The 24854-nt window shown below is 42.3% G+C and carries 23 protein-coding genes; 18 read left to right on the top strand and 5 right to left on the bottom strand.

What is annotated here, in order from left to right; all coding sequences use genetic code 11:
• The first annotated feature begins 47 nt into the window (after nucleotides 1-47).
• A complete protein-coding gene (locus MFMK1_RS11455; RefSeq protein WP_366921839.1) occupies nucleotides 48-1772 on the top strand; it encodes an ABC-ATPase domain-containing protein in 1725 nt (574 codons plus the stop codon).
• Nucleotides 1769-3181, top strand: coding sequence for a geranylgeranyl reductase family protein (locus MFMK1_RS11450; protein ID WP_366921838.1), 1413 nt, complete (start codon nucleotides 1769-1771; stop codon nucleotides 3179-3181). Before MFMK1_RS11455 ends, MFMK1_RS11450 begins: the two co-directional genes overlap by 4 nt.
• Nucleotides 3182-3219: 38 nt before the next feature.
• On the opposite strand, the gene MFMK1_RS11445 is transcribed toward MFMK1_RS11450, so the two are convergent.
• A complete protein-coding gene (locus tag MFMK1_RS11445) occupies nucleotides 3220-3696 on the bottom strand; it encodes a 2-thiouracil desulfurase family protein (RefSeq protein ID WP_428846306.1) in 477 nt (158 codons plus the stop codon).
• A 111-nt stretch (nucleotides 3697-3807) separates the two neighbouring features.
• Between MFMK1_RS11445 and MFMK1_RS11440 the strand changes: the two genes are divergently transcribed.
• The 4 genes from MFMK1_RS11440 (at nucleotide 3808) to MFMK1_RS11425 (ending at nucleotide 8440) form a co-directional block, all read left to right on the top strand.
• Nucleotides 3808-4185, top strand: coding sequence for a hypothetical protein (locus MFMK1_RS11440; RefSeq protein ID WP_366921837.1), 378 nt, complete (start codon nucleotides 3808-3810; stop codon nucleotides 4183-4185).
• A 69-nt stretch (nucleotides 4186-4254) separates the two neighbouring features.
• The gene (locus MFMK1_RS11435) at nucleotides 4255-7005 is read left to right on the top strand and encodes a UPF0182 family membrane protein (RefSeq protein WP_366921836.1); all 2751 of its coding nucleotides are present in this window, start codon (nucleotides 4255-4257) and stop codon (nucleotides 7003-7005) included.
• Nucleotides 7006-7082: 77 nt separating this feature from the next.
• The gene (locus MFMK1_RS11430) at nucleotides 7083-7490 is read left to right on the top strand and encodes a hypothetical protein (protein WP_366921835.1); all 408 of its coding nucleotides are present in this window, start codon (nucleotides 7083-7085) and stop codon (nucleotides 7488-7490) included.
• A 101-nt stretch (nucleotides 7491-7591) separates the two neighbouring features.
• Nucleotides 7592-8440, top strand: coding sequence for a TIM barrel protein (locus MFMK1_RS11425; protein WP_366921834.1), 849 nt, complete (start codon nucleotides 7592-7594; stop codon nucleotides 8438-8440).
• 66 nt (nucleotides 8441-8506) lie between these two features.
• Here the strand turns inward: MFMK1_RS11425 and MFMK1_RS11420 are convergent, their stop codons facing one another.
• Nucleotides 8507-9139, bottom strand: coding sequence for a CBS and ACT domain-containing protein (locus MFMK1_RS11420; protein ID WP_366921833.1), 633 nt, complete (start codon nucleotides 9137-9139; stop codon nucleotides 8507-8509).
• A 178-nt stretch (nucleotides 9140-9317) separates the two neighbouring features.
• Complete coding sequence (locus MFMK1_RS11415) at nucleotides 9318-10322, bottom strand: asparaginase (protein ID WP_366921832.1); 1005 nt, start codon at nucleotides 10320-10322, stop codon at nucleotides 9318-9320.
• A 65-nt stretch (nucleotides 10323-10387) separates the two neighbouring features.
• On the opposite strand from MFMK1_RS11415, the gene MFMK1_RS11410 reads away from it, so the two are divergent.
• The 3 genes from MFMK1_RS11410 to MFMK1_RS11400 all read left to right on the top strand — a co-directional run bounded on the left by MFMK1_RS11410 (nucleotide 10388) and on the right by MFMK1_RS11400 (nucleotide 12930).
• The gene (locus tag MFMK1_RS11410) at nucleotides 10388-11125 is read left to right on the top strand and encodes an alpha/beta fold hydrolase (protein WP_366921831.1); all 738 of its coding nucleotides are present in this window, start codon (nucleotides 10388-10390) and stop codon (nucleotides 11123-11125) included.
• Nucleotides 11126-11127: 2 nt separating this feature from the next.
• Nucleotides 11128-11949 carry a flavodoxin family protein gene (locus tag MFMK1_RS11405; protein ID WP_366921830.1) on the top strand — a complete coding sequence of 274 codons (822 nt, stop codon included), beginning with the start codon at nucleotides 11128-11130 and terminating at the stop codon, nucleotides 11947-11949.
• A 321-nt stretch (nucleotides 11950-12270) separates the two neighbouring features.
• Nucleotides 12271-12930: a DedA family protein gene (locus MFMK1_RS11400; protein WP_366921829.1), complete on the top strand. Its 660-nt coding sequence runs from the start codon at nucleotides 12271-12273 to the stop codon at nucleotides 12928-12930.
• Between the two features lie 65 nt (nucleotides 12931-12995).
• Here MFMK1_RS11400 and MFMK1_RS11395 read toward each other — a convergent pair whose 3' ends face one another.
• Nucleotides 12996-13772 (bottom strand): copper amine oxidase N-terminal domain-containing protein, encoded by a 777-nt coding sequence (locus MFMK1_RS11395; RefSeq protein ID WP_366921828.1) that lies wholly within the window; start codon nucleotides 13770-13772, stop codon nucleotides 12996-12998.
• A 117-nt stretch (nucleotides 13773-13889) separates the two neighbouring features.
• The gene (locus MFMK1_RS11390) at nucleotides 13890-15812 is read right to left on the bottom strand and encodes an ABC-F family ATP-binding cassette domain-containing protein (RefSeq protein ID WP_366921827.1); all 1923 of its coding nucleotides are present in this window, start codon (nucleotides 15810-15812) and stop codon (nucleotides 13890-13892) included.
• Nucleotides 15813-15958: 146 nt separating this feature from the next.
• Between MFMK1_RS11390 and MFMK1_RS11385 the strand changes: the two genes are divergently transcribed.
• The 9 genes from MFMK1_RS11385 (at nucleotide 15959) to MFMK1_RS11345 (ending at nucleotide 24792) form a co-directional block, all read left to right on the top strand.
• Complete coding sequence (locus MFMK1_RS11385) at nucleotides 15959-16753, top strand: MBL fold metallo-hydrolase (protein WP_366921826.1); 795 nt, start codon at nucleotides 15959-15961, stop codon at nucleotides 16751-16753.
• 130 nt (nucleotides 16754-16883) lie between these two features.
• A complete protein-coding gene (gene speD / locus MFMK1_RS11380) occupies nucleotides 16884-17705 on the top strand; it encodes an adenosylmethionine decarboxylase (RefSeq protein WP_366921825.1) in 822 nt (273 codons plus the stop codon).
• Nucleotides 17706-17727: 22 nt separating this feature from the next.
• Entirely contained in the window at nucleotides 17728-18186 is a 459-nt protein-coding gene (locus MFMK1_RS11375) for a pyruvoyl-dependent arginine decarboxylase (RefSeq protein WP_366921824.1), read from the top strand.
• Nucleotides 18187-18706: 520 nt separating this feature from the next.
• Complete coding sequence (locus MFMK1_RS11370; RefSeq protein ID WP_366921823.1) at nucleotides 18707-19498, top strand: enoyl-CoA hydratase/isomerase family protein; 792 nt, start codon at nucleotides 18707-18709, stop codon at nucleotides 19496-19498.
• A 57-nt stretch (nucleotides 19499-19555) separates the two neighbouring features.
• Nucleotides 19556-20695, top strand: coding sequence for an acyl-CoA dehydrogenase family protein (locus MFMK1_RS11365; RefSeq protein WP_366921822.1), 1140 nt, complete (start codon nucleotides 19556-19558; stop codon nucleotides 20693-20695).
• Between the two features lie 30 nt (nucleotides 20696-20725).
• Nucleotides 20726-21157, top strand: coding sequence for a PaaI family thioesterase (locus MFMK1_RS11360; RefSeq protein ID WP_366921821.1), 432 nt, complete (start codon nucleotides 20726-20728; stop codon nucleotides 21155-21157).
• A gap of 25 nt (nucleotides 21158-21182) precedes the next feature.
• Nucleotides 21183-21473 carry a putative quinol monooxygenase gene (locus tag MFMK1_RS11355; RefSeq protein ID WP_366921820.1) on the top strand — a complete coding sequence of 97 codons (291 nt, stop codon included), beginning with the start codon at nucleotides 21183-21185 and terminating at the stop codon, nucleotides 21471-21473.
• 84 nt (nucleotides 21474-21557) lie between these two features.
• The gene (locus tag MFMK1_RS11350) at nucleotides 21558-22850 is read left to right on the top strand and encodes a DUF362 domain-containing protein (protein ID WP_366921819.1); all 1293 of its coding nucleotides are present in this window, start codon (nucleotides 21558-21560) and stop codon (nucleotides 22848-22850) included.
• A 307-nt stretch (nucleotides 22851-23157) separates the two neighbouring features.
• Nucleotides 23158-24792, top strand: a complete 1635-nt coding sequence (locus MFMK1_RS11345) for a long-chain-fatty-acid--CoA ligase (protein WP_366921818.1) — start codon at nucleotides 23158-23160, stop codon at nucleotides 24790-24792.
• Nucleotides 24793-24854: the final 62 nt, after the last annotated feature.

Here is a 24854-nt window from a genome sequence, read left to right as displayed (position 1 = left end):
ATAATTAGATCATTAAGGAGAAAATTAAACATGGTAGGAGGGATAACTTGTTAACACTGCAACAATTACGAGAAAAGTTATTTAACATTGATGGTAAGGGGTATAAGGCCTATAAAAATATTGCCGGTCAATACCAAGGGGAGAATTTTAAGTTATATATTGATTATGTTCAAGGGGACCCATTTGCATCGCCATCCAGGGTGAGACTGTGCGTAGCTCAACAAACTGCATTATTTCCTGTGGATTCATACAGTACGAGAATTAGGAATACTGCACTGACAGACTTTCTCAACCGCCAAGCCGTTAAGGCCATCGAAAAATCGGCTAAGGGATCACGTGGAACAGGGAAAAGCGGAATGATTGCCGTTGACAAGCCGGGTCAACAGATACTAAGCAGAACAGCAGTGGCAATTAATAATGACTTTGTGGAGCTTAGGGCCAGCATCGGTCTTCCGGCTAGAGGGAGAAGAGTATTGGGGAAACAGGCAGCTGCCATGTTTTTGGATGAACTGCCTCAGATAATAGATAACTGCTTATTGTACAACTCTTTGCCTCAACATAGCTTATGGGAGCACATATACTCTGTAGAAGACCAGGAACACCTCAGGGCAAGTTTAGCAGACAAAGGGTTGGTAGCGTTTGTGGGCAACGGCTCGATTTTACCGCGGAAAAGCGGTGTCAGTGACCGACCACTTAGTATTGATAAAGCTGTTTCTTTCAAATCCCCTGCTTTGTTGGAAATTACACTTGAATTACCACATGCGGGTAAAGTAACTGGTATGGGCTTTACTAACGGAGTAACGTTGATTACCGGCGGTGGGTATCATGGCAAATCAACGCTGCTGCAGGCCATACAAAAAGGGATATATAATCATATTCCCGGCGATGGCCGGGAAAAGGTAGTTAGCCTGCCTTCAGCGGTCAAGATAAGGGCGGAAGATGGAAGAAGAGTAGAGAGAGTGGACATCAGTCCTTTTATCAATAATTTGCCTTATGGTCTGAACACCAAGAACTTTTCTTCTGAAGATGCCAGCGGTAGTACTTCACAAGCGGCAAACATCATGGAGGCCTTAGAAATTCAATCTGAGCTACTGCTTCTGGATGAAGATACCAGTGCTACAAATTTTATGATTCGTGATGTAAGAATGCAGCAATTGGTTACAAAAAATAAGGAGCCCATCACTCCTTTTATTGATAAGGTTAGACTATTGGTAAATCAGTTGGAAGTGTCTACGGTTCTGGTGGTCGGCGGGTCCGGTGATTATCTTGATGTAGCGGATACGGTAATAATGATGGATGAGTACTACCCTTTGGATGTTACCCGAACTGCCAAGGATATTGCGGCCCGGATAAAAACTGGAAGAAATGACGAAGGGGGTACGGTTTTTGGCAGCATTCCCAGTAGAATTGTCGATGCTAAAAGCATTAATCCTCAGAAAGGCAAGAAAAGGAAGATATCTGCTCGTGGGGTAACTAGCCTGCAATTTGGTGTTTATACGATAGATTTGAGCCAGGTGGAACAGTTAGTGGATATAAGTCAAACCCAGGCCATAGGGGATATTATTGTCTACATGTCAAAGAATTATCTAAACGGTACCACGTTAGCAAAGGCGTTGGAAAGGGTTTATCAAGATATTGAAAGGTATGGATTGGATATTATTTCTCCCTTTTATGGGCAGCATCCGGGAGATTACGCCCTGCCAAGGTTATACGAGGTTGCAGCTGCCATTAATAGGTTACGCTCATTGAGGATACGAGGAGGGACATTATGACTAAGACACTGGTGGCCGGATTAGAAAAATATTTAAGTAAAGGATTGGCTGATCATTACCGTCCGCTTAAGGATACCTTGCCAAATGGTCTGAAGGATGGAAGTCATGTGACGGTTATCGGTGGCGGCATTGCCGGCAGTGCTTTTGCGCGCCAGTTGGCCTCTTTAGCACAAGAACATGATAAGTCCATTAAAATTTCTATGGTAAACAGCACCAATTGCAATTATTGTGGTGGTTTAATCACAAATGTAGCCCTCGATACATTATCTCAAATGTACAAATTAGAAGTACCCGATAACTTAGTGCTCAAACAAGTTGATGAATGTATTTATATTAATCAGGAAGGCAGTGTTACCGTTCATCTGCCTCACCCACTTACTGCTACGCTTCGAACCAGCCGTTTTGGGCTGCCGGGATTTGATGATTCTATCAAGGAACGTATCACTGATGGTTTGTCAGCAGAGACAGCAGCTAATATTGAAATAATTGAACCTACTTTAGCTAAAAAGGTGGAAAAAAATAACGACGGTAAGCATAAATGGCGGGTCATTCTCAGTAAAAGAAATTCGGATAATACCAATATGGTTATTGATACTGATGTTGTGGTAATTGCCTGTGGATTCAGAGCTTTAAAACGTCCCATGTTGGAAAACTTTCAACACTTAACAGGTTATAAGCCGCCTCAAACCATTCCTGCTTCAGTGACGGAAGTTGATACCAGTGGCGCAATATATAATAAGATAGACAACCGTATGTTTATCTTAGACGGTATTATTAAGGACTGCGTAGTGGCTTTTGTGCCCAAAGGACCAAAATGGCTGACGTTAACCGTATTAAACCGGAAATTGGAAAAACAGGATATTACAGAGCTCTTCCAGCATCCTGAGGTGAAAAAATATATTGACCTGCCGGATGCAGCAAATTCTTTGCGCTGTCACACTCTTTGTAGTGCTCAGGTGTACACCGGTGCGTCAGTAAATTTCTATGGCGACGATTGGTTGATTATCGGCGATTTGACGGGATACGGTCGTATTTTAAAGGATGGTTATTTTGCTGCTTTTCTGGGTGCCAGGTTAGCGGCAGAAACGTTGATTTATTATGGTTCAGATAAACGTTCCTTGAAGAAGGGGTATCACAAGCGTTTAAAGCACTTTCCAAAGGACAATTTATTCGGCAGACACTTATTTAATATTAATAAAAGATTGCAAAACCAAAAGTGGTTTTCCCGATATTTTATTGCCGCCGCAAGGTCGGAGACGGATACCGAAGACGGATCTTGGGTGCACGGCGCTTTGCGGGCATTATCAACCGGCGAACTAACTTATCGGGCAATTGCAGTGTTTTTTACACTGGGCCTAATTCGATATCCTTTTCGCCTTCTGGCCGGCAAAATAGGTAGGGGAAAGTAGCGGTACTGTGGCTAAAGAAAGTTTTTCTTGCGAAAATATCAGGGCTTTAGTATGCGTTTAATCAGGCAAGCTGCTGTTAAATCTTCTTCAGAAAATACCGGTATTTGATTTTGTTTCAGCAGGGCAGTAGTTACACCTCCACCGCGAATTAACTTTCCGCTAAATGTACCGTCATACAGATATCTGCAGCCGCATGAAGGGCTTCTCTCCTTAAACACGGCGCATTGAACATAGTTTTTTAAAGCGATGTCCAATACTTCCGCTGCGCCCTGTATAAAGTTACGCGTAACATCACCACCTTCCTCTGTCATTACCTTAGCGTTACCTTTTATTACATCTAACCCGGTACCACCAAGTATTTCCGCCGGTTGTCTCGGGGTGGATAAATTGCCCAATTGTTCCGGGCAAACGGGCATGAGCACATATTTTTCCATTATTTTCAGATAATCAGTGCCGTGAGTACCACTGTCGTAACGGCAGTTTCGACCTGCTAAGCACGCTGATATAAGGATAATTATAATCTCCCCCTTGACCTTATCGAATCTTACTAATATTATAGCACTTAATCAAATCATGTATAATCCTTCCCAAGCGCAGCAAACTAAGAGATAGAAAGGGGATTAGGCATGGATAAACGCTCGTATTTTATTAAATTGGATTTATTGATTGTAGTGTTAGGATTATTATTGTCTTTAGGCGTAGTAGCTAATCAAAGTTCCACGGGAGAATACTTTAGGTCTAATAGTAATAATGCGCCTATCAATACCGTGCAGCGTTTAGAGTTTGAAATATCGCAGATGCCGGGCATACGAAAGGCAGATGCGGAGATCTTCGGTAGTAGTGCTGTAATTAATATTTGGTATGATGTGGTTGTGGAAGGTAACCAAGCAGTTTATACCTCTAACAGAGTGAAAGATTTAGTTGTGGTTTGGGATAGTACCATAGCACACTGTAAAGTTAAGCCCCATTATGGACTGGCAGTTGACGAGTTTAGACCTTATTAGCCCCAACGGGGTTTATTTTTTTTGTAATTATGCGTACAATAGGGATAGATTGGTAAAGGGGGCAAAAAGATGCGTTTTAGACGCTATTTATTAGGCACAGTAATATTAGCAGTAATGGCACTGGTATTTTTCTCTAAGTTAGGGCTTAACCTTTATGTAGATTGGCTTTGGTTTAATTCGGTAGACTATAGTCAGATATTTTTGAAGACGGTATATTACGATTGGCTTGTGAGATTAGTAGTACTGTTATCATTATTCATTTTATTGCTGGTTAACTTATTGTTGACTAGGAAACATGTACTGCAGAGAATCTCTTTACCAGAAACAGAGAATGTTATTCCCTTAAAAAACTATTATTTATCGGATTTTTTAACAGGCAAACGGCTGGTAGCAATCTATACCGTTGTCAGTATTCTTTTGGCTGCATTACTTTCCGTAGTTGCAAGCGGTCAGTGGTTAACGGTTCTGAAATTTCTTCATAGGCAGCCCTTCAATATTACTGAACCATTATTTAACTTGGATGCAGGATTTTATGTTTTTCAACTGCCATTTTTTAATCTTATCTATACAATTTTGATGACTGGTTTAGTTGTCAGCACATTGTTGGTTGCAGCTGTGCATTTCTTGACTGACCCCAGCCAATTTTCTTTAAATAAGGCGTTCACCAGAGGCAAAATTCATCTTTCCGTGTTGGTAAGCCTGATATTAATGTTAAAAGCGGTTGGCTACCGATTAGCTATGTATGATCTGCTGCTTTCCCCGCGAGGAGTGGCTTTTGGTGCCAGTTATACCGATGTACATGCCCAATTGCCTGCGCTAAAAATCATGTTTGTTTTGGCACTTGTAGCCGCCGCTGCAGTCCTGGTAAATGTCTTTTTGAAAAAATTCCGCTGGGTGCTGACTAGTATTATATTGCTTGTTATTTCCTCGGTAGTGCTGGGAAGCGTTTTTCCTGGATTAATGCAAAAATTCATCGTAGAACCGGATGAATTCCGAAAGGAAGAACCGTATTTGGAACACAATATTGACTTTACCCGTCAAGCATTTGATTTGGATGGCATCGATAATCAGTTTTTTTCGGTTACTAATCAATTTGCCGGGGAGGACATTAAGGCTAACCAAGGGACCCTCGATAATGTACGTATTTGGGATTGGCGCCCACTGATACAGACATATTCTCAACTTCAAGAAATTCAGCTTTATTATAATTTCGGTAGTGTGGATGTTGACAGATATCAAATTGACGGTCAATTACGGCAGGTAATGCTTTCTGCCAGGGAATTAAATCAAGGACAACTACCCGAGCAGGCCAAAACGTGGATCAATCAAAAGTTAAGATATACCCATGGGTACGGATTGGTGATGAGCCCGGCCAGCGCAGTTACTGAAGAAGGGTTGCCGGCATTTTATTTAAAAGACATACCGTCTAAGGCCTCGGTTTCTGACGTTAATGTGAAAAAGCCGCAAATATATTATGGCGAACAAACTGACAGTTATGTTTTTGTAAAGACAGGCACAACGGAATTTGACTATCCTGCCGCGTCGGGCGAGAACCATGACACAGTATACCAAGCAGACAATGGTATCAAGCTAGGCTCAATTTTTAAACGTCTGGCTTTGGCGGCATACCTTCAAGATATAAAGATCCTCCTTGCCGGTGATTTGAACGCTGACAGCAGGTTACTGTTAAACAGAACTATCGGACAGCGCATGAGAAAAATTGCGCCTTTCTTAGAATATGACCGCGACCCTTATCTGGTGTTGGCTGACGGTGAGCTATTCTGGATGCAAGATGCGTATACCACCACCAATAAATTCCCATATTCAGAAACGATGGGTGGAGTCAATTACATTCGTAATTCAGTAAAAATTGTCGTGAATGCCTATGACGGCTCAGTAAGATTTTATCTTGCGGAGCCTAATGATCCGATAATCCGAAGTTACGCTGCCATTTTCCCCGGCACATTTTTACCGCTAGAAAAGATGCCGTCGGCTCTTCGCAGCCATGTTCGTTATCCTGTGGATTTGTTTATGCTTCAGGCGCAGCAATATTCAACCTATCACATGACAGATCCCAGGGATTTTTATAATAAGGAAGGCCAATGGAATTTGCCCATGGAAATAGTAGGTGATAAGAAAGTACCGATGGAGCCGTACTATACAGTGATGCGGCTTCCTGATGAAGAAAAGAATGAGTATCTTTTAATGCTGCCTTTTACACCGGCAAAGAAACTAAATATGACTTCTTGGCTAGCTGTGCGTAATTCGCCTAAGGAATATGGTGGTATGATTGACTTCCGTTTCCCCAGGGACAGTTTAGTTTTTGGACCGATGCAGATTGAAGCAAGAATAGACCAAGATTCCGAAATATCAAGCCAGCTGACACTCTGGAACCAACGTGGCTCAGAAATCATCAGAGGCAATTTATTGGTAATTCCCATCAAGGATTCAATCCTATATGTTGAGCCGCTTTTCCTCCAAGGAGAACAAAGTCGTCTGCCGGAGCTGCGTCGGGTAATTGTGGCATACAAAGACAATATCGTTATGGCAAAAACATTTGAACAAGCACTAGAAACCTTATTTAAAGATGAAGTGCCCGTGCCAGCACCGCAGCCGGAGCCGAATCCGCAGCCGGAGCTGCCCACAGGGAATAACCAGAATGTCGATGAGCTAATTAAATCTGCTAACCAATTATTTAACCTGGCTCAGGAAAAACTACGTCAAGGTGACTGGAACGGCTACGGTGACGCAATTAACGAATTAGATACAATCTTAAACCAATTGGAACAGATATCAAATAACCCTGCACAGGGAAACTAGTTCAATAATTGCCGGATAGATGGCACTTTATCCGGCAATTAAATCTACCATTGACGATTATTCCTAAGGAGGAGAAAATGCGGAGACTAGTCCTGGCTTTTATTTGGATAGGATATAAAAAAGGCCTTAAGTCTACAATAAATGCCTGTATTTTGGCGGCTATTGTGTTTGGAACCTTGGATTTTTTTTACGGCACTGATCCTGCCGGCGGTATTGGTGGCGGTATTGCACTTTACCTTGCGATGTTTTGGGGCACTTTAGTCGGCATCCGAAAGGGAAAGCATTTTCTGTCAGGGATTATGGTTAGCAGTACATTTTTTCTGTTGGTTACTTTTTTGTCCGGTTTTGCCGGTATCAAATTGTCACCACTGATATGGATGGTTCAAATTATTTTGGCTTTTATTACTTGTGTTGCTGCCTTGTTCGCAGCGGAAAAACTCAGTGCTAAGTCACGCCACTCTTATTCCAGGTCTTTAAATGCTTAGAAGAGCTAGATATTGTCTAGGCATCATAGTATACCGCGTTTTCCTGTTATGCGGGGCAGGTGCAATATATTTTGTGCTCAATAAAGAAAGGAATGCTTGATATGACAAAATTTGGTCCTGCAGGAAATTCACCGCTGTTTTATCAATCCGGTGGCAAAACATCTGCGGAAGTGCCGGCATGGTTAAAAAGTATCGGTTTGAACGCATACGAATATCAATGCGGTCGTGGGGTGCGAATTAAGGAGCAGACTGCTAAGGAAATTGGTGATGCGGCTAGAAAATATGATATAGCTGTCAGTATCCATGCCCCATACTATATCAACTTAGTAAAAGAGGACCGTGAAGCATTGGGGAAGAGTCAAAATCATATTATGAAATCATTATACGCAGCCAGTTGGATGGGTGCCTCGACAGTAGTATTTCACCCTGGCGGGGTTGGAAAGATGGATAGAAAGGAAGCGCTGTTGCTAGCACAAAAAAACCTTGAAGAAACTGTTAACTTGATCCAGCAGAAAGGACTTTCCCAAATCAAATTAGCACCAGAAACCATGGGTAAAAGGAATCAATTAGGCACAGTTGAAGAGGTGTTGGCATTGTGTCAGGTAGCAGACAACATTGTGCCAACTGTTGATTTTGCCCATTTACATGCGGTAAGTGGCGGAGGATTAACGGCACGAGAACATTTCGAAGAAATAGTGGACAGGGTAGAGGCAGTGTTAGGAATGAAGGTTCTTAAAAACTTACATGTGCACTTCAGTCCGATAGAGTACACTGCGGGAGGCGAAAAACGGCACCGTAATCTTGAGGATGAGGGGTTCGGCCCTGATTTTTCCCCGTTAGCAGAAATAATTAAGGAAAGAAATCTATCTCCCACCATAATTTGCGAGTCAAGCGATAGGCAGGCGGAAGATGCCATAAAATATATGGAAACCTTGGAAAAACTTCAATAGAATAAGTCAACAAAAACAAACGGTACAGTCTTTTGCGACTGCACCGTTGATTTTTTTGATAACTTATTAATCAATGTGACGAATAACGTAACCCGCTGCTTCAAATTTTTGGGTGATTGCAGCACTATCGGAAGTGCTTAATCTAAGAACTACTTCGATCTGACCGGCTTCAGCTTGGCGGTTAGCGATACTAATAATATTAATCTGAGCATCTTTAACAATTTTAGTTACATTAGCCAGAACGCCGACTTGGTCCTCTACTTCTAGGGTAATTCTGATACCGGGTCGGCGGAAGCCAAACATTCTAATCAATGCTTCAAATAGGTCTGTCTGAGAAATAATTCCAAGTAATTGGTTTTCAGTCACAACTAACAATTCATTTTTTTTCTCGTCCCGCATTATACGCGCCGCTTCTTCAATGGGGGTATCAGGATCTACCGTGGCGGGCTGTTTATTCATGACGTCTTTTACCGCCATTTTTGATATGAGGTAATTCATTTCAAAAACACTTAGGGTAGACGCTGGTGACGGGGAGACCTTTTGTAAATCCTGTTCTGTAACCAGCCCTAACAATTTACCTCCGTTAGTAACCGGTAGACGGCGAATATTGTGCTGACGCATCAATTCAAGTGCATCCAGCACGGACATATCCTTAGCAATAGTAATTGGGTTTGATGTCATATGATCTCTTACAAACACAAAAAACCACCTCCAAAATATAGTTTATGTGGAAGGTATTCTTCTCAGTCCCATAGTTTTCCTGCTAGTAACAACGCAAAAGCAGGGAAATAACATAATATTCTTAATAATAGGCAGGAATGGGTACTTCGGTAAAGAATTATTATTCTGCGGGAAGTTGTTGAGTAAGCGGCATGAACTAAAACGTTGGTAATTTGAATGTCGCTTCCAGGTGACCGATAATTTCGCCGCGATTATTTTTTATTGGCGGGTGGTGAAACTCAGCCAAGTCCCCTTTGGCTGCCTGGTTGAGCAACCTTAGTTGGGAAAGCAAGCTGATTACGACCGGAGGTAGGGCTCTTTGGTTACCATCAATAATTTTTAAGGCGATACCAAGACCTGTGCCAGGCAGTCCAATGCAGTAAACAGCTTCTGCACCCACTTTAGCAACTATCGGGCCCGGCACAGCCGAAATCACTCTGCAATCCAGGCCATCGGTGGCACTTACCATTTCCGGGTGCTGGGACATTGCCTGGACCACTTTGTCACAGGCTGATGCGTATTCAGGAGCGAGAGATGTTGTGTTGGTAAGCCGCGCATAGGACATGGCCATGCGTGAAAGAGAGAGGCCAAAAACTGGTACACCGCAGCCGTCAACCCCGGTAACAATTGAGCTTTGGTTTAACTGAGCAAATAACGCGACGGTGGCTAACATAGTTTGTTGTACAGGATGAGTCAATTCTAAATAACTTGACAGGTCATAATTATGCTTAATACAGAGTGCTAACATCGCGGCATGTTTACCGGAACAATTGTTATGTAAAGTACTCGGTTTTTCATTTCGGTCCCGCAGGCGTTTGTTTTCAGTGGAAGAGAAGGGGCGATGGATGCCACAAAGGAGATACGACGGGTCCAAACCAATTTTTGTTAAGATGCTTCCCACGGCTTTTTGATGAATTTCTTCTCCACCATGGGAGCCACACATTACGGCTAACTCTTGATTAGTGAAGGAAAATTCTTGGTCCAATCCATCTAGCAGCAATGGAACTACCTGTAGGGGTTTTGCCGCGGAACGGATGTAAGTTATATGGTTAGCATCACCCAATGAGCTTACCACTTTCCCATGGGTGTCAGCTATAACTAGGTGACCGAAGTGACTGCTTTCTTCTAAAACGCCGCGGAAAACGGCAGCCAGTTTTTCCATCTTTTATGCCTCCTATGGTTTGTCATTAACTATTATAACATTACTTTAGAAAGAGGGAATTATCAGTGTATCATATTCAACGTGGTAATGATGGGAGTGCTGAAACCATGGTGTTTGTGCATGGCGCCATAGGCGTTCATCGTCAATGGCTGGATCAGGTCAATTACTTCCGTCAACACATTAACTGCATTGCTGTGGACTTACCCGGGCATGGGCGCTCCAATGAGCTGCCGGCAGAAACCGTCGCTTCTTTTGCGGACAGCTTATATCAATGGCTTCGGGCTAATGTCAAACCGCCGATTATATTGGTGGGACACTCAATGGGCGGTGCCGTCTCCCTAACTCTAACTATTAACCATGCTGAAATGGTGGACCGCTTGGTATTAGTGGGAAGCGGTGCTCGGCTTCCGGTTTCTGATACTCTTTTAGCAAGTTTGAAGGACGGCCACTTTGATGCAAAATTTCTTGATTATGCTTATTCGCGAGCTACAGACCGGCAGTTTGTTGAGCAAGCAAAAAATGAGCTGATGCTTCAAGATGCAAAACTTGCATATAATGACTTTGCGGCCTGCCAAGGTTATAACGTCATAAAGAATTTGGGCGGTATTAATGTACCAACTTTGGTCATCTGCGGTGTTGATGATATGCTTACGCCAGTTTCCTTAAGTGAAGAATTACGTAGAGGAATACCAATGGCGCATCTAGAATTAATTCCTGAGGCCGGTCATATGGTAATGATAGAACGGCCTGAGGCCGTCAACCAGGCAATAACAAAGTTTCTTCAAGGGGAAGGGGCTAAATAATTATGGCAAAGAAAATATTAGGCTTTGTTGGTTCCAAAAGACGCTTAGGAAATTCCGATGTATTGGTACGTACGGTGCTGTCAAAATGTGCTGACATGGAAGCAGAAGTAGAAATTATCTATTTGGATGAACTGGACATCCGAATTTGCCGAGGCTGTTTAGCCTGTGCCTTTAAAGGTGCCTGTGTGCAAAAAGACGATATGACTGAGTTGATTTCGAAAATGCTTAAGGCAGATGGTCTTGTTATTGCTGCGCCTACATATCTGTTTAGTCCAAGCGGCATAATCAAAACCATGATAGACCGTGCCTTGATGATGTCGTCATACTTAGATGAAGTAGACATAAGTAGGCCGGCCGTATCCATTACTGTGGCTGGAAATAAATTATGGAACCCCCTAGGCGTTGAATTTCTAAATCAATTTTGTTTTGCTTTTGGCTTTAGTGTTATTGATTACCTGGAAGCTTATGCACCGGGACCCGGAGAAGTGACTCTTAACGACGACAGCATGGTGTCAGCGGAACAACTTGGGGTTAAATTACTAGACCCGGAAGCGAAACGCCGGCAGCCGGATGGGTATCAGTGCCCCGTGTGTTTTAGCCGCTGTGTGCGTATTTCTGACAAGGATAATGCCCAGTGTGCATTTTGTCTCACTGAGTCAAGCATTAAGGAAGACAGGTTAGAAGTGAAGGAAAATCAAGAAAGTTTTTGGACCCCGGATCATCGTAAACGTCACTTGGCAGAGTGGATATTTGTTACTAAAGACAGGTTCATGGAAAATCGGCAACAAATCAAAGAAAACCTTTCTAAGTTTCGTAATAAATAAATTTATATGTAAAAGCCCCAAATACTAATTACCCCTAAAAAGGGGACACTATTAATTAAGTTGGATTAATAGTTTTCTGGGGTGAAACGATTGGATTTAAACCTGTTATTTCTACTGCGGGAATATCCCTTAGCGACTGGTGCAGCACTAGTGGTATCAGCGTCAGCGTTGTATATGTTTTTACGTCATAGAACGCGTTACAATTGAAGTTGAAATATGTTATAATTTTTTAAAGCCCTATCTACTGTTAGGGCTTTAAAATTTAACATTTTATTTAATATTGGATTGGGCACTTATATTGGGTGTTAGGGGTGTAGCAGTTTGCATATCTGGGGTATAGACTTTTCACAACTATTTGACTTTGCGGCTCAGTTGGGTTATTGGGGGGCGGCGGCAGCATTATTTATTGAAGGGTTAACCATACCGTTTCCCGGAGGAACTTTTCTCTTGTTTTACGGTTTTTTAGCTTCCCAGGGGAAGACATCGCTACTTTTAGCTATTTCAAGTGCATCACTTGGGTATACAATTGCTTGTACTTTTCCTTATTGGCTTGGAAGGGTAGGGGGTAGACCGGTACTGCTGCATTATGGCAGGTACATCGGTTTTTCCCAGAAGCGTTTTGAAGAAACTGAGCAATGGTTTTCCAAATTTGGGGTGCCGATAGTAGCTTTCGGCCGCTTGTTATTCTTTCGTAATTATGTTTCTTATTTTGCCGGCCTGAATCAGATGGCCCCGCAGCGTTTTTATTTCTATACATGGCTTGGGGTAACTCCCTGGGTAATTTATATGGTGGTCCTGGGATACGTTTTAGGCAGTAATTGGCGCTATGCTTTGACCTTGGTTGACCGGTACAGTTGGGTTGGGGCACTGTTAATCGTGGCCATGATAGGAATGGTTTACTGGATTCATCAGGTGGGTATCGGCCGCCGCTTTTTTAATTGGTTTGCTGAAAGATGGTCAAGAAAAAACGAGAAACAATAGGTGATTGTATTTTGCCGGCACTTCACATCGGTTATGTTAATTGGCACTTAATTTATAGCCACTCATCAGAAAATCAATACTTGAACAAGTGTACCACGGTCAAAAGTAAATAGCATGCCGGCTGAAGGTTCAGAAAAGGGGATGGGTAAATAAGGGTACATTATGGTACCGCTTTTATTCTCTTGGAGGTCTTGCTGGAACGGCACACCGTAGGACTGTAATACTTGGTTAAAAGTGTCTCCAAGGCCAATCCCGCGGAAGGTTTGTTCTTTTTCATTTAATATGTATAAGTCGGATTGCCAACCATAATCTAAGGTAATATCCCTGGTCTTCGAATAAGAATCGGTCAGATCAGTATAATCTTTTGCAGTAATCAATGAATAAGGAGTAATCCAAACAGTGGGTTGACCTTGAAAGTCCTTTTCAAAGTGAATATAAAAATGAAATACCTCAGCCACAAAACGAAGCGGTACATAAGTGTATCCGTCTTTGTTCACAGGCGGGTTACCAATATTAACTATACCTGAATTAACTGTCGCTTCCTTATCAGTCAATGCGAAGGTTAAAACCGTCTCGCTTTTATTGAGTGAGATGGTTTGTTTTTCTTCATTCCATGATAAAGTCAAAGTTAATGCATCGCTTAACTGCCGTACGGGGACGAAAACGCTTCCATCGATTATTTCCGGCACCGGATGCTGATCTAGATAAACAGTATTTTGCGGTGTTGACCCTGCTATTACCTGTATTGCTGGTATATTCGAGCCGTCAGCACCATCTGCGATAGAAGTGACAGTAACTGTAATTCCTATGACAACCAATAATATAAACAAGGTTTTATTCAACAAAAATAACCTCCCAACCACTCTCTTACATATTACAACAGTTTATCTGCATAATATGGTGAAATGCGTGATGGGAGGTAGACAAAATCCACCAAAATCTGGGGTAATGAATTGGTTTTAGTCAATTTCCTCTTCTAAGGAGACCCAATCTTCAAGATATTGATCCAAAAGCCGCTGCAGGTCTTGTAAGCGGGCTCCTTTTTCCTGGTAAATGTGATATTCACTGCTGCTATCGGGTTGGCTTAATTCCTGTTCCAATAGGTCGATTTCACTTTGGGTATCATGAACTAATGTTTCCAGTTGATTGATACGCCGACGGCGTTTGCGCTCGTTCTTTTCTCTTTCCTTGGTTTCCAGATAAAATGATTTAGCTGAACCTATTTTGATATCCTCTTTTGATGCAGTTTCCACAGCTTGCTTTTGTTGGAAGTCTTGCCTTTTATCCTGATAGTAGTCATATCCACCGGGGTAGTCAATAGTACCATTAGCGGTTAGCTCCAGTACCCTTTGGGCCAGTTTTTTTAAGAAATAACGGTCATGAGAAATCAGTAACAAAGTGCCCGGATAATCTAATAGAGCATCCTCTAGTGCTTCCCGTCCCTGATAATCAAGATGGTTAGTCGGTTCGTCAAGAATGAGAAAGTTGGCCTTCTTGCATAGTAAAGCGGCTAGAGCCAAGCGGGCTTTTTCACCCCCGCTTAAATCGCAGGTTGGCTTAAAGACATCCTCTCCGTGAAAAAGGAACCTACCCAACACACCACGTACATCCTGTTCATCCATATCAGGATATTGATTCCACAACTGGTCCAGCACCGTAGTAGTACCTGAAAAATCCTGCTCCTGGCGGTATACAGCAATTTCAACATTAAATCCGGTGCGGATGTCTCCATGGATAGGAATTAGGTCACCGGCGATAGTCTTTAGTAATGTGGTTTTGCCACAACCGTTAGGACCCAGCAAGGCCACTCTTTCACCCCGAGACAAATCAAAATTAATATTATTTGCTATCACTGTACCATTGTAACCGACGGCAATATCTTGAAGGTTTAATACATCGCTGCCGCTGGCCAACCCTGCATCAAGGCTAAATCGTGTCTTTCCAACTGATGACTTAGGTTTTTCCACCGACTGCATTTTATTAAGCTGTTTTAATTTTGCTTTAGCCCGCCCGGATGTAGAAGCCCGGGCCATGTTTTTTTGTACGAATTCGGCAAGTTGGTTTTGTTTGTGAGATTGTTTTTTATATTCCTCCATCTGTTGGCCGAATAACTGCTCTTTTTGTTTTAAAAAAGAGGTATAGTTTCCTGTATATCTGGTGGTTTTACCTCTTTCCAGTTCATAGATAGTACCCACTACATTATCCAAAAAAAGGCGGTCATGAGAAACAATTAATATTGCGCCGGGATATGATTGCAGGTATTTTTCCAACCAGACGGAACTTTCCATATCCAAATAATTAGTGGGTTCGTCTAATATCAGAAGATCAGGTTTTCTAGCTAGAAGGCGCGCCAAAGCGAGGCGGGTTTTTTGGCCGCCGCTGAGGCTTGATATCGGTCTGTCGAAGTCATTGTTAAGGAACTTTAAGCCATGTAGCACTGCGCGGGTGTCAGCACGAAAGGTATAACCGCCAGTAATGCGAAATTGTTCCGAAAGAAGGGCATAGCGGTCAGAAACTTTACGATAGAGCGCCCTATCTGCAAGAACCTGAGGGTCCCCAATGCGGTCTTCCAAACTGCGCAACTCATTTTCTTGTTCCAATAATACGGTGTATGCGCTGAGCATTTCCTCCCAGACAGTTCTGGAAGAATTAGGAGTACTATTTTGAGACAGATACCCAATTTGGACATCTTTAGCAAAAGATACCTGACCGTGGTCAGATTCCATTTGCCCGCCAATTATCTTTAATAACGTGGTTTTGCCTGCACCATTAGCGCCAACTAAACCTACACGTTCTTTTGTTTGAACGGATAAGCTGACATCGTGCAAGATAACTTCTGAACCAAAACTCTTGGATGTATGTGAACATTGCAGCAAAATCATCTAATTATCACCTCGCCTATCTCAGTTTAACTCAACCACCCGGAATGGACAAGTGGCGGGCTAAGGTAACTGTAAACATTGAAATATGTGGTAATAGCGTTATAATTAAAGCAATCGGATAAATAATCGCATAGGAGGATGGGCCTTTGACCATTGTTGTCGCTCGACATAACGGAATAGTATATGCAAAAGCAACGGTTAAGCTGTTTACGTTTCGATTGAATGTTTTCACTTACTTAGCAGACGGTGTACTTGTGGACACCGGTCCCGGAAGGTTCAGTCGAGAATATTTAGACTTTTTTAAATCACGTACTATTAGCAGAGCGGTGATAACTCACCATCATGAAGACCACAGCGGCAATGCCAAACTGCTTACTGATATTGGTATCCCCGTATATGCTCATGAAAGTGCCCATGATTTACTGCAGCGCAGGGCGTTACTTCCTTTTTATAGATATCTTTTTTGGGGGAAGCGCCAGGGTTTTAGAGCCATTGCTTTGGCCGGACAATTCAGTGAAAATAACTGTGATTGGGAAGCGGTGGCCGCTCCGGGACATGCTTCTGACCATGTAGTGTTGCTAAACCGAAACAGAGGTGCGGTATTTACCGGTGATTTGGTCGTTACCCCCAGACCTAAGGGGATATTCCGGTTTGAGAGCATTCCAAAGATAATAGCATCGTTGAAAACTTTAAATGGACTGGATTATCAAGACTTGTATTGCGCTCATGCAGGACCTGTTAAAAACGGAAGGGAAATGGTTAATCGTAAAATTGATTATTTAGAAAACCTGATGGGAAAAATCATTGAACTGTCTGACCGCGGCTGGCCATCACGGGCTATTGCCAATAAGTTATTTCCGAACAAGCAATTGTTAACCTACTTTTCCATAAGGGAATGGGACTCTGAGCATTTGGTAAGATCAGTTTTGGAAAACAGGTGATCATCAGTACAAAAGTTATGTTTTTATGTAGTTGGAGGTGTAGTTTGGCAGGTATGATAGTTTCTGATTACCCATACACTAATTAACGAGATTGGCATTTTGATAATTTGTTTTTGTGGATGGTGAAACGATGCAAATAAAACCGCTAGACAGCAAGATGAAGCTTTATGGTTTTAACAATTTAACAAAGACCTTAAGTTTTAACCTCTATGACATTTGTTATACAATAAACCGCGAACACACTAAAGAATACATTGAATACATAGATGAAGAATATAATGCCCAGAGATTGTCTAACATTCTGCATGATGTAGCGGAAATCATTGGCGCAAACATTTTAAATGTAGCCAACCAAGATTACGACCCGCAAGGGGCAAGTGTGACCATGCTGGTGGCCGAGAACAAAATTTGTTGTGAGGAAGATACAATTGATCTGATGGAAAATGAAGCACCGGGCCCACATGCTGAAGATGTTGTGGGACATTTGGATAAAAGCCATATTACCGTGCACACATATCCGGAAAGTCACCCGGTCAACGGAATTAGTACCTTCCGTGCTGACATTGATGTTTCTACCTGCGGTCATATTTCACCATTAAAAGCGCTCAATTACCTGATAACCAGTTTTGAACCGGACATAGCCTATATTGATTACCGAGTGAGGGGCTTTACCCGAAATGTTAACGGCAAAAAATATTTTATTGATCATAAGATTAATTCCATCCAAAATTATATGAGCGGTAAGACCAGGGAACAGTATCAAATGATTGATGTAAATGTTTATCAAGAGAATATCTTTCATACAAAAATGCTGCTTAAGGAGTTTGACATGGACCATTATTTGTTTGGTATAAAGAAAAAAGAATTAAAACCAGGCGAACGTAAGAAGATTAAAAAACGGATTAAGAAAGAAATGTTAGAGATATTTTATGGCAGAAATTTACCACGATAAAATATGAAGGAGATGTAGTGAAATGCTCCCAACCCCGAAAAGGTTTTTTTTAACAGCAGGGTGTGCAGAAGGAAGATCTGAATTAACAGCCTTTGATGGTGCACTTTTGAATGCCGGCATTGGGAATATTAATCTTATCAAAGTGAGCAGTATCCTTCCGCCCCATGCCGAGTTCACACCGGGCATGGAACTGCCGGCCGGAGCGCTGGTACCTACCGCCTATGGCAGCATTATTAGTACAGAACCCGGAACGATCATATCTGCGGCAATTGCAGTGGGTCTTTCCCAGGACTCTTTTGGGGTGATTATGGAATTAGTGGGTAAGTTTACTAAACATGAAGCAGAAGAGAGAATTCGCCAAATGGTAGGTGAGTCATTCGAAATGCGAGGAATGACGCTGATGGAGACTAAAGTATCGGTAGTGGAACATAAGGTGAACAAAATCGGTTGTGCATTGGCCGCAGCTCCAATGTGGTATTGAATAAAATTTTATAATAACCTGTTTTGCTAACAAGATTTAGCAGTCCGAGGCAATTTCCTTGAGGCTGTTTTTTTTTTTTAATCTTTAAATTAGTGGTGGTATTACCAAGAAGTGTTTGACTGAATGTGAGAGAAGAATGGCACGGATATTGCTTGTTAATAGGTAGAAGGTATCTATAACCAGTTGGTTGGACGCTCAAGGGATAAGTTACACAATTAACGTTTTGCAGGTGTTAGCAGATTCTTGCAGGTAATATAAATACAGTAATGGAAGTAACCAAATAAATGCTATTAAATAGGGTCAGACATATAAAATACATTTGGTGCACTTATGCTCAAGGGTGGTGGGGATTTGCACCGTGAATGCTTATTTGGGGAGACGTCAAATCCAATTCAATGTTTTTTTAATAATCAGTTATCTGAACATTTTAATAAGTCAGAAAGGGGTGGTTGTTGAACGTGTTAATGCCCGGTGAATTGGAAAAGTGCTTCGCAAATAAATGTTAGAAAGGGGAAAGAGCATGGATTTAACCGCAGTAATATATTCCAAAGAAGACGGTGTCGCTAATGTGACGCTGAACAGGCCTGATCATTTAAATGCTTTGGATCGATCTATTCAGGATGACCTGGCTGTCATAGTGGACGACTTGAGGGAAGATGAAACTGTCAGAGCCGTTCTCCTGTCCGGAAACGGAAGGGCATTTTGTGCGGGTGGTGATATCAAAAGCATGCTTTCTGGTATGAAGGAAGCTGCAGTTATAAACAGAAAAGAACAAATGTCTCAAGCCCACCAGTGGGTAAAGAAGTTGGCCGCATTAGAGAAACCAGTCGTTGCGGCAGTGCATGGGTATGCAGTGGGAGCAGGCATGAGTATGGCAATGATGGCTGATTTAATTATCGCTTCCGATGATACTCAGTTTAGTACCGCTTTTGCAAAAATTGGCTTGGTACCCGACTTGGGTGCCCTCTATTTCCTGCCAAGGCTTGTCGGTATGGCTAAGGCAAAAGAATTAGTTCTTACTGCTAAATATATTTCTGCTAACGAAGCATTAGAAATGGGGCTCATTAATAGTGTTGTAAAGCGTGAGAACCTAATTGACGAAGGGCTGGCTGTAGCTAAGAGGTTGGCTGCAGGCCCGACCAAGGCTTTGGGAATGGCCAAACAAGCATTGAATAAAAGCATGGAAACGTCCTTTTCCGATCTCTTGGAATTGGAAACTTATCTTCAGGCGGTTGCTGTGGATACCGATGATTTTAAAGAAGGTACGGCAAGCTTTCTGGAAAAAAGAGCACCAAAATTTGAAGGTAAATAAGGCCGTAATTTTAGAGGCAAAGAAATTACAAGGAAATTTCTTTTGGAGGGGAGAACCATGAATTTTGAATTTAGTGAAGAACAAACAGCACTTCAAGACATGGCGTATAAATTTGCAAAGAATGAGTTTGAGCCCATAGCGCAGGAGTGTGACAGGGAAGAGAAGTATCCCAGAGAAGTATGGGCGAAAGCATGTGAGGTGGGCTTGGTTGGCGTTATTGTACCGGAAAGGTATGGCGGTGTGGGCGGAGGATGGATCGAAACCGCCATAATTACGGAACAGTTGTCACGAATTGATATGGGCTTAGGACTGGTGGTAACCGCTGCAACATTTGGTGCAGAAAACATTCTTCTGTACGGTTCAGAGGAACAGAAACAGCGGTATTTACCGGCCCTGGTCAATGGTGAGATTATTTTTGCCGGTGCATATACTGAACCTAATGCCGGAACAGATGTTGCCGGCACCAGCACTCGAGCTGACAAAGACGGGAATGATTATATTATCAACGGTAGTAAGATGTTTATTACTAACGGCACGGTGTCTGATTACATGGCAGTATTATGCGTTACCAATCCCGAAGCAGAGAAGAGGACCCAACGTCACAGTCTCATCATTGTAGATGCAAACAGCGCGGGAATTAAGAGAATTAAGATTAAGGGGAAAATGGGCATTCGTGCTTCTGACACCGCAGAAATTGTTTTCGAAGATGTCCGTGTTCCTCAGGAAAACCTGATTGGTAAAGAAGGCCGAGGTTTTTATCAGTTAATGCATTTCTTTGACATGACCCGGATTATGGTAGCTTCACAGGGAGTGGGACTAGCTCAAGGGGCGTTGGATAAAACCGTTCAATATGTTCAGGAAAGAAAGACTTTTGGGCAGCCGCTGGCTGCCAATCAAGGCATTCAGTTTCAATTAGCAGAAATGGCTACCCGGGTGGAGTTGGCCCGAACCATTACTTATAAGGCAGCCTGGACTGCGGATAATGGGGCGTTGGATCCTTCCTTAAACGCAATGGCTAAGTATTATTCTGGAGAGACTGCTGTGTGGGTGGTGGATAAAGCCCTCCAGCTGCACGGTGGTTATGGCTATATCGATGAATATGATGTACAAAGGTTTTACCGCGATGCTAAAATATTGGAAATCTATGAGGGGGCCAAAGAAGCAGAAAAAATGACCATCGCCAGACGGTTATTTTAATTCATCCAATTTACAGGAGGGGTTTTATTTTTGGACGCTGACAGAGCATACACCTACAAGAAAAACATCGAAGAAGCATCTTTGCATAAGTTTTTGGGGCTTAATATTGAAAAAATTGAAAATGGTGAAGCGCTACTATCAATGCCAGTTCAGGGCAGCACATTGAACCCGGCAGGAAGTCTGCATGGGGGAGTGGTTTACTTGGCAGCAGATGTTGCTGCCTTTTCAGCTATTGGTTCAATTCTTTGCGAGGATGAATTCGCAGTAACTATTGATATTCATTGCAGCATATATAAAGGAACCCGCAATGGCCCTATTTTATATAAAGCCAAGGTCGCTAAGCGCACTCGGAGGCTTGCGTTCATAAATGTGGAGGTTACAGATTATGATGTAAATTTGATCGCCGAAGCCCGAGTGACCAAAGCAATTACTAGACCTGTACCAAAGGTCTTCCAGTCTTAATTTTAAAAAAGAAAGGATTGATTCTATGATAACATTGGTCGCTAAATTAAAGGCACAGCCCGGGAAAGAAACCCTATTAGCAGAGGCTTGTTCTCTACTTGCAGAAGAGGTGAAGCAGAAAGAGGAAGGGTGCATAATGTATTTGCCGCATGTTTCAATTAAAGACCCGACAGAAATTATTCTGGTTGAAAAGTATACGGACCGCGATGCTTTAAATAACCACAGCCAAAGTGCACATTATAAACTAGCCGCTGGAAAATTTAAAGAATTATTGGCGGAACCTGTTGATATTCAAATGCTTAAAGAAATTAAGTAGTCTGCTGGGGGTTTCGAATTGTTCACATAGCATTGGTATATTTGATTTTATAAGAATAATTAATAGTGGAGGTGTCGTACTACAATGACAAAACCTATTGTTTCTGTGGTTAAATTTGAAGATGCATACCGATCTTTACGCCAGGCATTAGACTTAAGCTGTGGGCTAGAGGGACTGAGGAAGAGAGATAAAATATTAATTAAGCCTAATTTGGTATCGTGGGATTTTGACCTGCCGTTTCCTCCTTATGGTGTAGTAGCAACATCTGCTATTATGTCAGCGCTGGTTAAAATCTTGTCAGAAGAAGGATTTAATGACCTAACTATTGGTGAAGCACCATTAATGGTTCCTAAGACTATCGGACAGGCCATGTATAAAGAATTAGGATATGATGTTCTAGCCGAAAAGTATGGTGTCAAATTAGTTGACTTTAACGAGGAAAAGTTCAGTAAAATTGACTGTGACGGATACGAACTTTCCATCGCTGAGAAAGTACTGCAAGCCGACAAAATTATCAATGTCCCAGTGTTGAAGACACATAATCAGACGAAGGTTTCATTGGGGATAAAAAACTTCAAGGGTGTAATTAATCGAAAATCTAAGATGTTCTGTCATAATAAGGATACTGACCTAAGTAACATTTTCCCCCACATTATCGAAAAACTGCCGGTGGCTCTGACCATTATTGACGGGGTATTTGGGATGGCGAAGGGACCAGGACCAACTGGAAAGGCCGAAAGGTTAAATCTCTTGGTGGCATCTCGTGATACATTTGCAGCAGATGTGGTAGGTGCGGCATTACTGGGTTATCCAGCAAAAGAAGTAGAGCACCTGGTTTACTTCAGCAGTCGCAATGGTGGCAGCTTAGACATCAATGACATTGACGTGAGGGGAGAGAAGGTAGAAGAAAACAGCACTTTCCTCGATTTCGATTGGGAGTGGACTGAAGCTAACACTGGGCCGGCAGGTTTCGAGAAACGCGGCATTACGGGCCTGGCACTACGTAAATATGACAGTACCATGTGCACGGGATGTTCGATGTTGTTTAATCCGCTGCTGATCATGTTCATGTCAGCGTATAAGGGTGAGCCATTCCCTAACGTTGAAGTGCTTAGTGGCAAGGTACAGGAAGCGTCACCTGGCTTTGATAAGACGGTTCTTTTCGGTAAGTGCCCCTATTCCTTGAACAAAGACAACCCCAATATAAATAAAGCAATCGCCATCAAAGGGTGCCCGCCAGATTTAGAAGAGTTTGAAAAGGCAATGAATGAAGAAGGAATTGCCTGCGATTACAATGAATATGTCAAATATCGTCACTATCTATTTAACCGCTATAAGCCCGAGGACGGATTTGATTTGGAATTGTTTAAAGTGTAACAGACAATAATCAAGAAGCTCCTCTCCAAGAGGAGAGAAGCTTCTTACAATTTCATATTCATTTGCATATTCATTTGAAATAAAAGCAAATGATATTTGCATAGATCTCTAATATTCAGAATTATAAAAAAACATTTTTGCTGTGTGTCGACGACGTTTATTCATAAATGGAATATCATCATTGGATATACACGGGATTTAAAGGCCTGAGTAAGGGGAGGGATGCAGCACCAATTATTAGAATAGTCACAATTGAAATACTAATGTCGATGGTTGTGTTTATTTGTTTAAAAATGGAGGTGCTTCAATGAGTTTTCAAAAACCCTATCTAAAAGAGTATGAGCAAGCGGGAGTAAATTGGGACATCAAGCTTGAACCCACAGCATTGCCAAGTTTATTATTTCGCTCCAGTCAAAAAAACCCTCACAAAACTGCATTGATTTTTTATGGTCATGAGGTGTCCTATGCACAACTGGCGGCATGTGTCAAAAGAGCAGCATCAGTATTTTACGATATCGGGGTATGTAAGGGTGACCGGATTGCTGTAATGCTGCCTAACTGTCCTGACTTTGTTATCGCGTATTACGCCATTCTCAGTTTAGGTGGTATTGTTGTCAATACTAACCCGATGTATGTTGAAAGAGAAATTGAACATCAGGTAAACGACTCAGGGTCTAATATGATAATTACTCTAAATGACCTTTATTTCCGGGTTAAGAATATTCGAGATAATACAGCGTTGGAGAAGGTCATTCTCACTGGATTTGCGGGTAAGCCGGAAACTATGCCTGATGATACTCTTTGGTTTCCAGATTTCTATGCTAAAGACCGACCGGAACCCCCTAAAATTGATATCAACCCCGAAGAAGATTTAGCTGTTTTACAATATACTGGGGGTACTACCGGGGTTTCTAAGGGTGCCATGTTAACCCACTTTAATCTCTACGCTAATTCTCAACAGACCGACCATTTCTTTATTGGCGATGAAAAGAAACAGCTTACTCTTGCAGTTTTGCCTTTCTTTCATGTCTACGGCATGTCATCCTGTATGAACTTAGCCATGGCAGCGGGAACTACTTTGATTCTAGTTCCTCGGTTCGACCCTGCTGAGATAGCTAAAATTATCAAGGATTACAAACCGACTTTTTTCCCTGGTGTTCCTACCATGTTCATCGCCTTGTTAAATCATCCTGATTTTAAAGACGCGACCAATGTAATGGTGTACAACTCGGGCGGGGCGCCAATGCCGGTTGATGTACTGCTTAAATTCGAAAAGTTATTAGAAGGAACTGAATCGGAGATAGGTGAAGGATACGGCTTGTCGGAATCGTCACCCACTACGCATTGCAACCCAATATTTGGTGACGGTAAACCTGGCAGTATTGGTATTCCCTTCCCGGGTACGGATGCAGCCATTGTGAACTCGGAAAGTGGTGACTTCCTGCCAATAGGGGAAGTGGGTGAACTAGTTATAAAGGGTCCCCAGGTGATGAAGGGCTACTGGAATATGCCGGAACAAACAGAGAAAACACTGCGTAATGGGTTCTTATTTACTGGCGATATGGGTAAAATGGACGAAGATGGCTATTTTTATATTGTTGACCGAAAAAAAGATATGATCATTGCCAGTGGCTACAATATTTATCCTAGGGAAATTGAAGAAGTACTCTTTGAACACCCCAAAGTTCAAGAAGTTGTAGTAGCGGGAGTTCCTGACACTTACCGCGGGGAAACGGTAAAGGCCTTTGTTGTTTTAAAACAGGGAGAAACCTGTACAGGAGAGGAATTGATTGATTTCTGCAAAGAGCGGCTGGCACCATATAAAGTACCGAAAAAAGTGGAATTTAGGGACGAACTACCTAAAACCACAGTAGGCAAGCTGCTGCGCCGCAAGCTGATTGAAGAAGAGAAGGCAAAGTTGGAGCAGGAAAAGAAAGCATAACCCCATAAATAAAACCCGACGGGGCAAACCTGTCGGGTTTTTCTTATCTGCTTCACCTTTAG

It is taken from the genome of Metallumcola ferriviriculae, assembly GCF_035573695.1.
GTDB lineage: Bacteria > Bacillota > JADQBR01 > JADQBR01 > JADQBR01 > Metallumcola > Metallumcola ferriviriculae.
The sequence above is the reverse complement of the archived record's forward strand: the minus strand, read 5'-3'. Positions and strand labels throughout refer to the sequence as shown.

Bases quoted from the DNA above. Each gene is read 5' to 3' on its own strand.
- MFMK1_RS11450 (WP_366921838.1), top strand. From the start codon at position 1,769: ATGACTAAGACACTGGTGGCCGGATTAGAAAAATATTTAAGTAAAGGA.
- MFMK1_RS11440 (WP_366921837.1), top strand. From the start codon at position 3,808: ATGGATAAACGCTCGTATTTTATTAAATTGGATTTATTGATTGTAGTG.
- MFMK1_RS11435 (WP_366921836.1), top strand. From the start codon at position 4,255: ATGCGTTTTAGACGCTATTTATTAGGCACAGTAATATTAGCAGTAATG.
- MFMK1_RS11430 (WP_366921835.1), top strand. From the start codon at position 7,083: ATGCGGAGACTAGTCCTGGCTTTTATTTGGATAGGATATAAAAAAGGC.
- MFMK1_RS11425 (WP_366921834.1), top strand. From the start codon at position 7,592: ATGACAAAATTTGGTCCTGCAGGAAATTCACCGCTGTTTTATCAATCC.
- MFMK1_RS11415 (WP_366921832.1), bottom strand. From the start codon at position 10,322: ATGGAAAAACTGGCTGCCGTTTTCCGCGGCGTTTTAGAAGAAAGCAGT.
- MFMK1_RS11405 (WP_366921830.1), top strand. From the start codon at position 11,128: ATGGCAAAGAAAATATTAGGCTTTGTTGGTTCCAAAAGACGCTTAGGA.
- MFMK1_RS11390 (WP_366921827.1), bottom strand. From the start codon at position 15,812: ATGATTTTGCTGCAATGTTCACATACATCCAAGAGTTTTGGTTCAGAA.
- speD (WP_366921825.1), top strand. From the start codon at position 16,884: ATGCAAATAAAACCGCTAGACAGCAAGATGAAGCTTTATGGTTTTAAC.
- MFMK1_RS11375 (WP_366921824.1), top strand. From the start codon at position 17,728: ATGCTCCCAACCCCGAAAAGGTTTTTTTTAACAGCAGGGTGTGCAGAA.
- MFMK1_RS11370 (WP_366921823.1), top strand. From the start codon at position 18,707: ATGGATTTAACCGCAGTAATATATTCCAAAGAAGACGGTGTCGCTAAT.
- MFMK1_RS11365 (WP_366921822.1), top strand. From the start codon at position 19,556: ATGAATTTTGAATTTAGTGAAGAACAAACAGCACTTCAAGACATGGCG.
- MFMK1_RS11355 (WP_366921820.1), top strand. From the start codon at position 21,183: ATGATAACATTGGTCGCTAAATTAAAGGCACAGCCCGGGAAAGAAACC.
- MFMK1_RS11350 (WP_366921819.1), top strand. From the start codon at position 21,558: ATGACAAAACCTATTGTTTCTGTGGTTAAATTTGAAGATGCATACCGA.
- MFMK1_RS11345 (WP_366921818.1), top strand. From the start codon at position 23,158: ATGAGTTTTCAAAAACCCTATCTAAAAGAGTATGAGCAAGCGGGAGTA.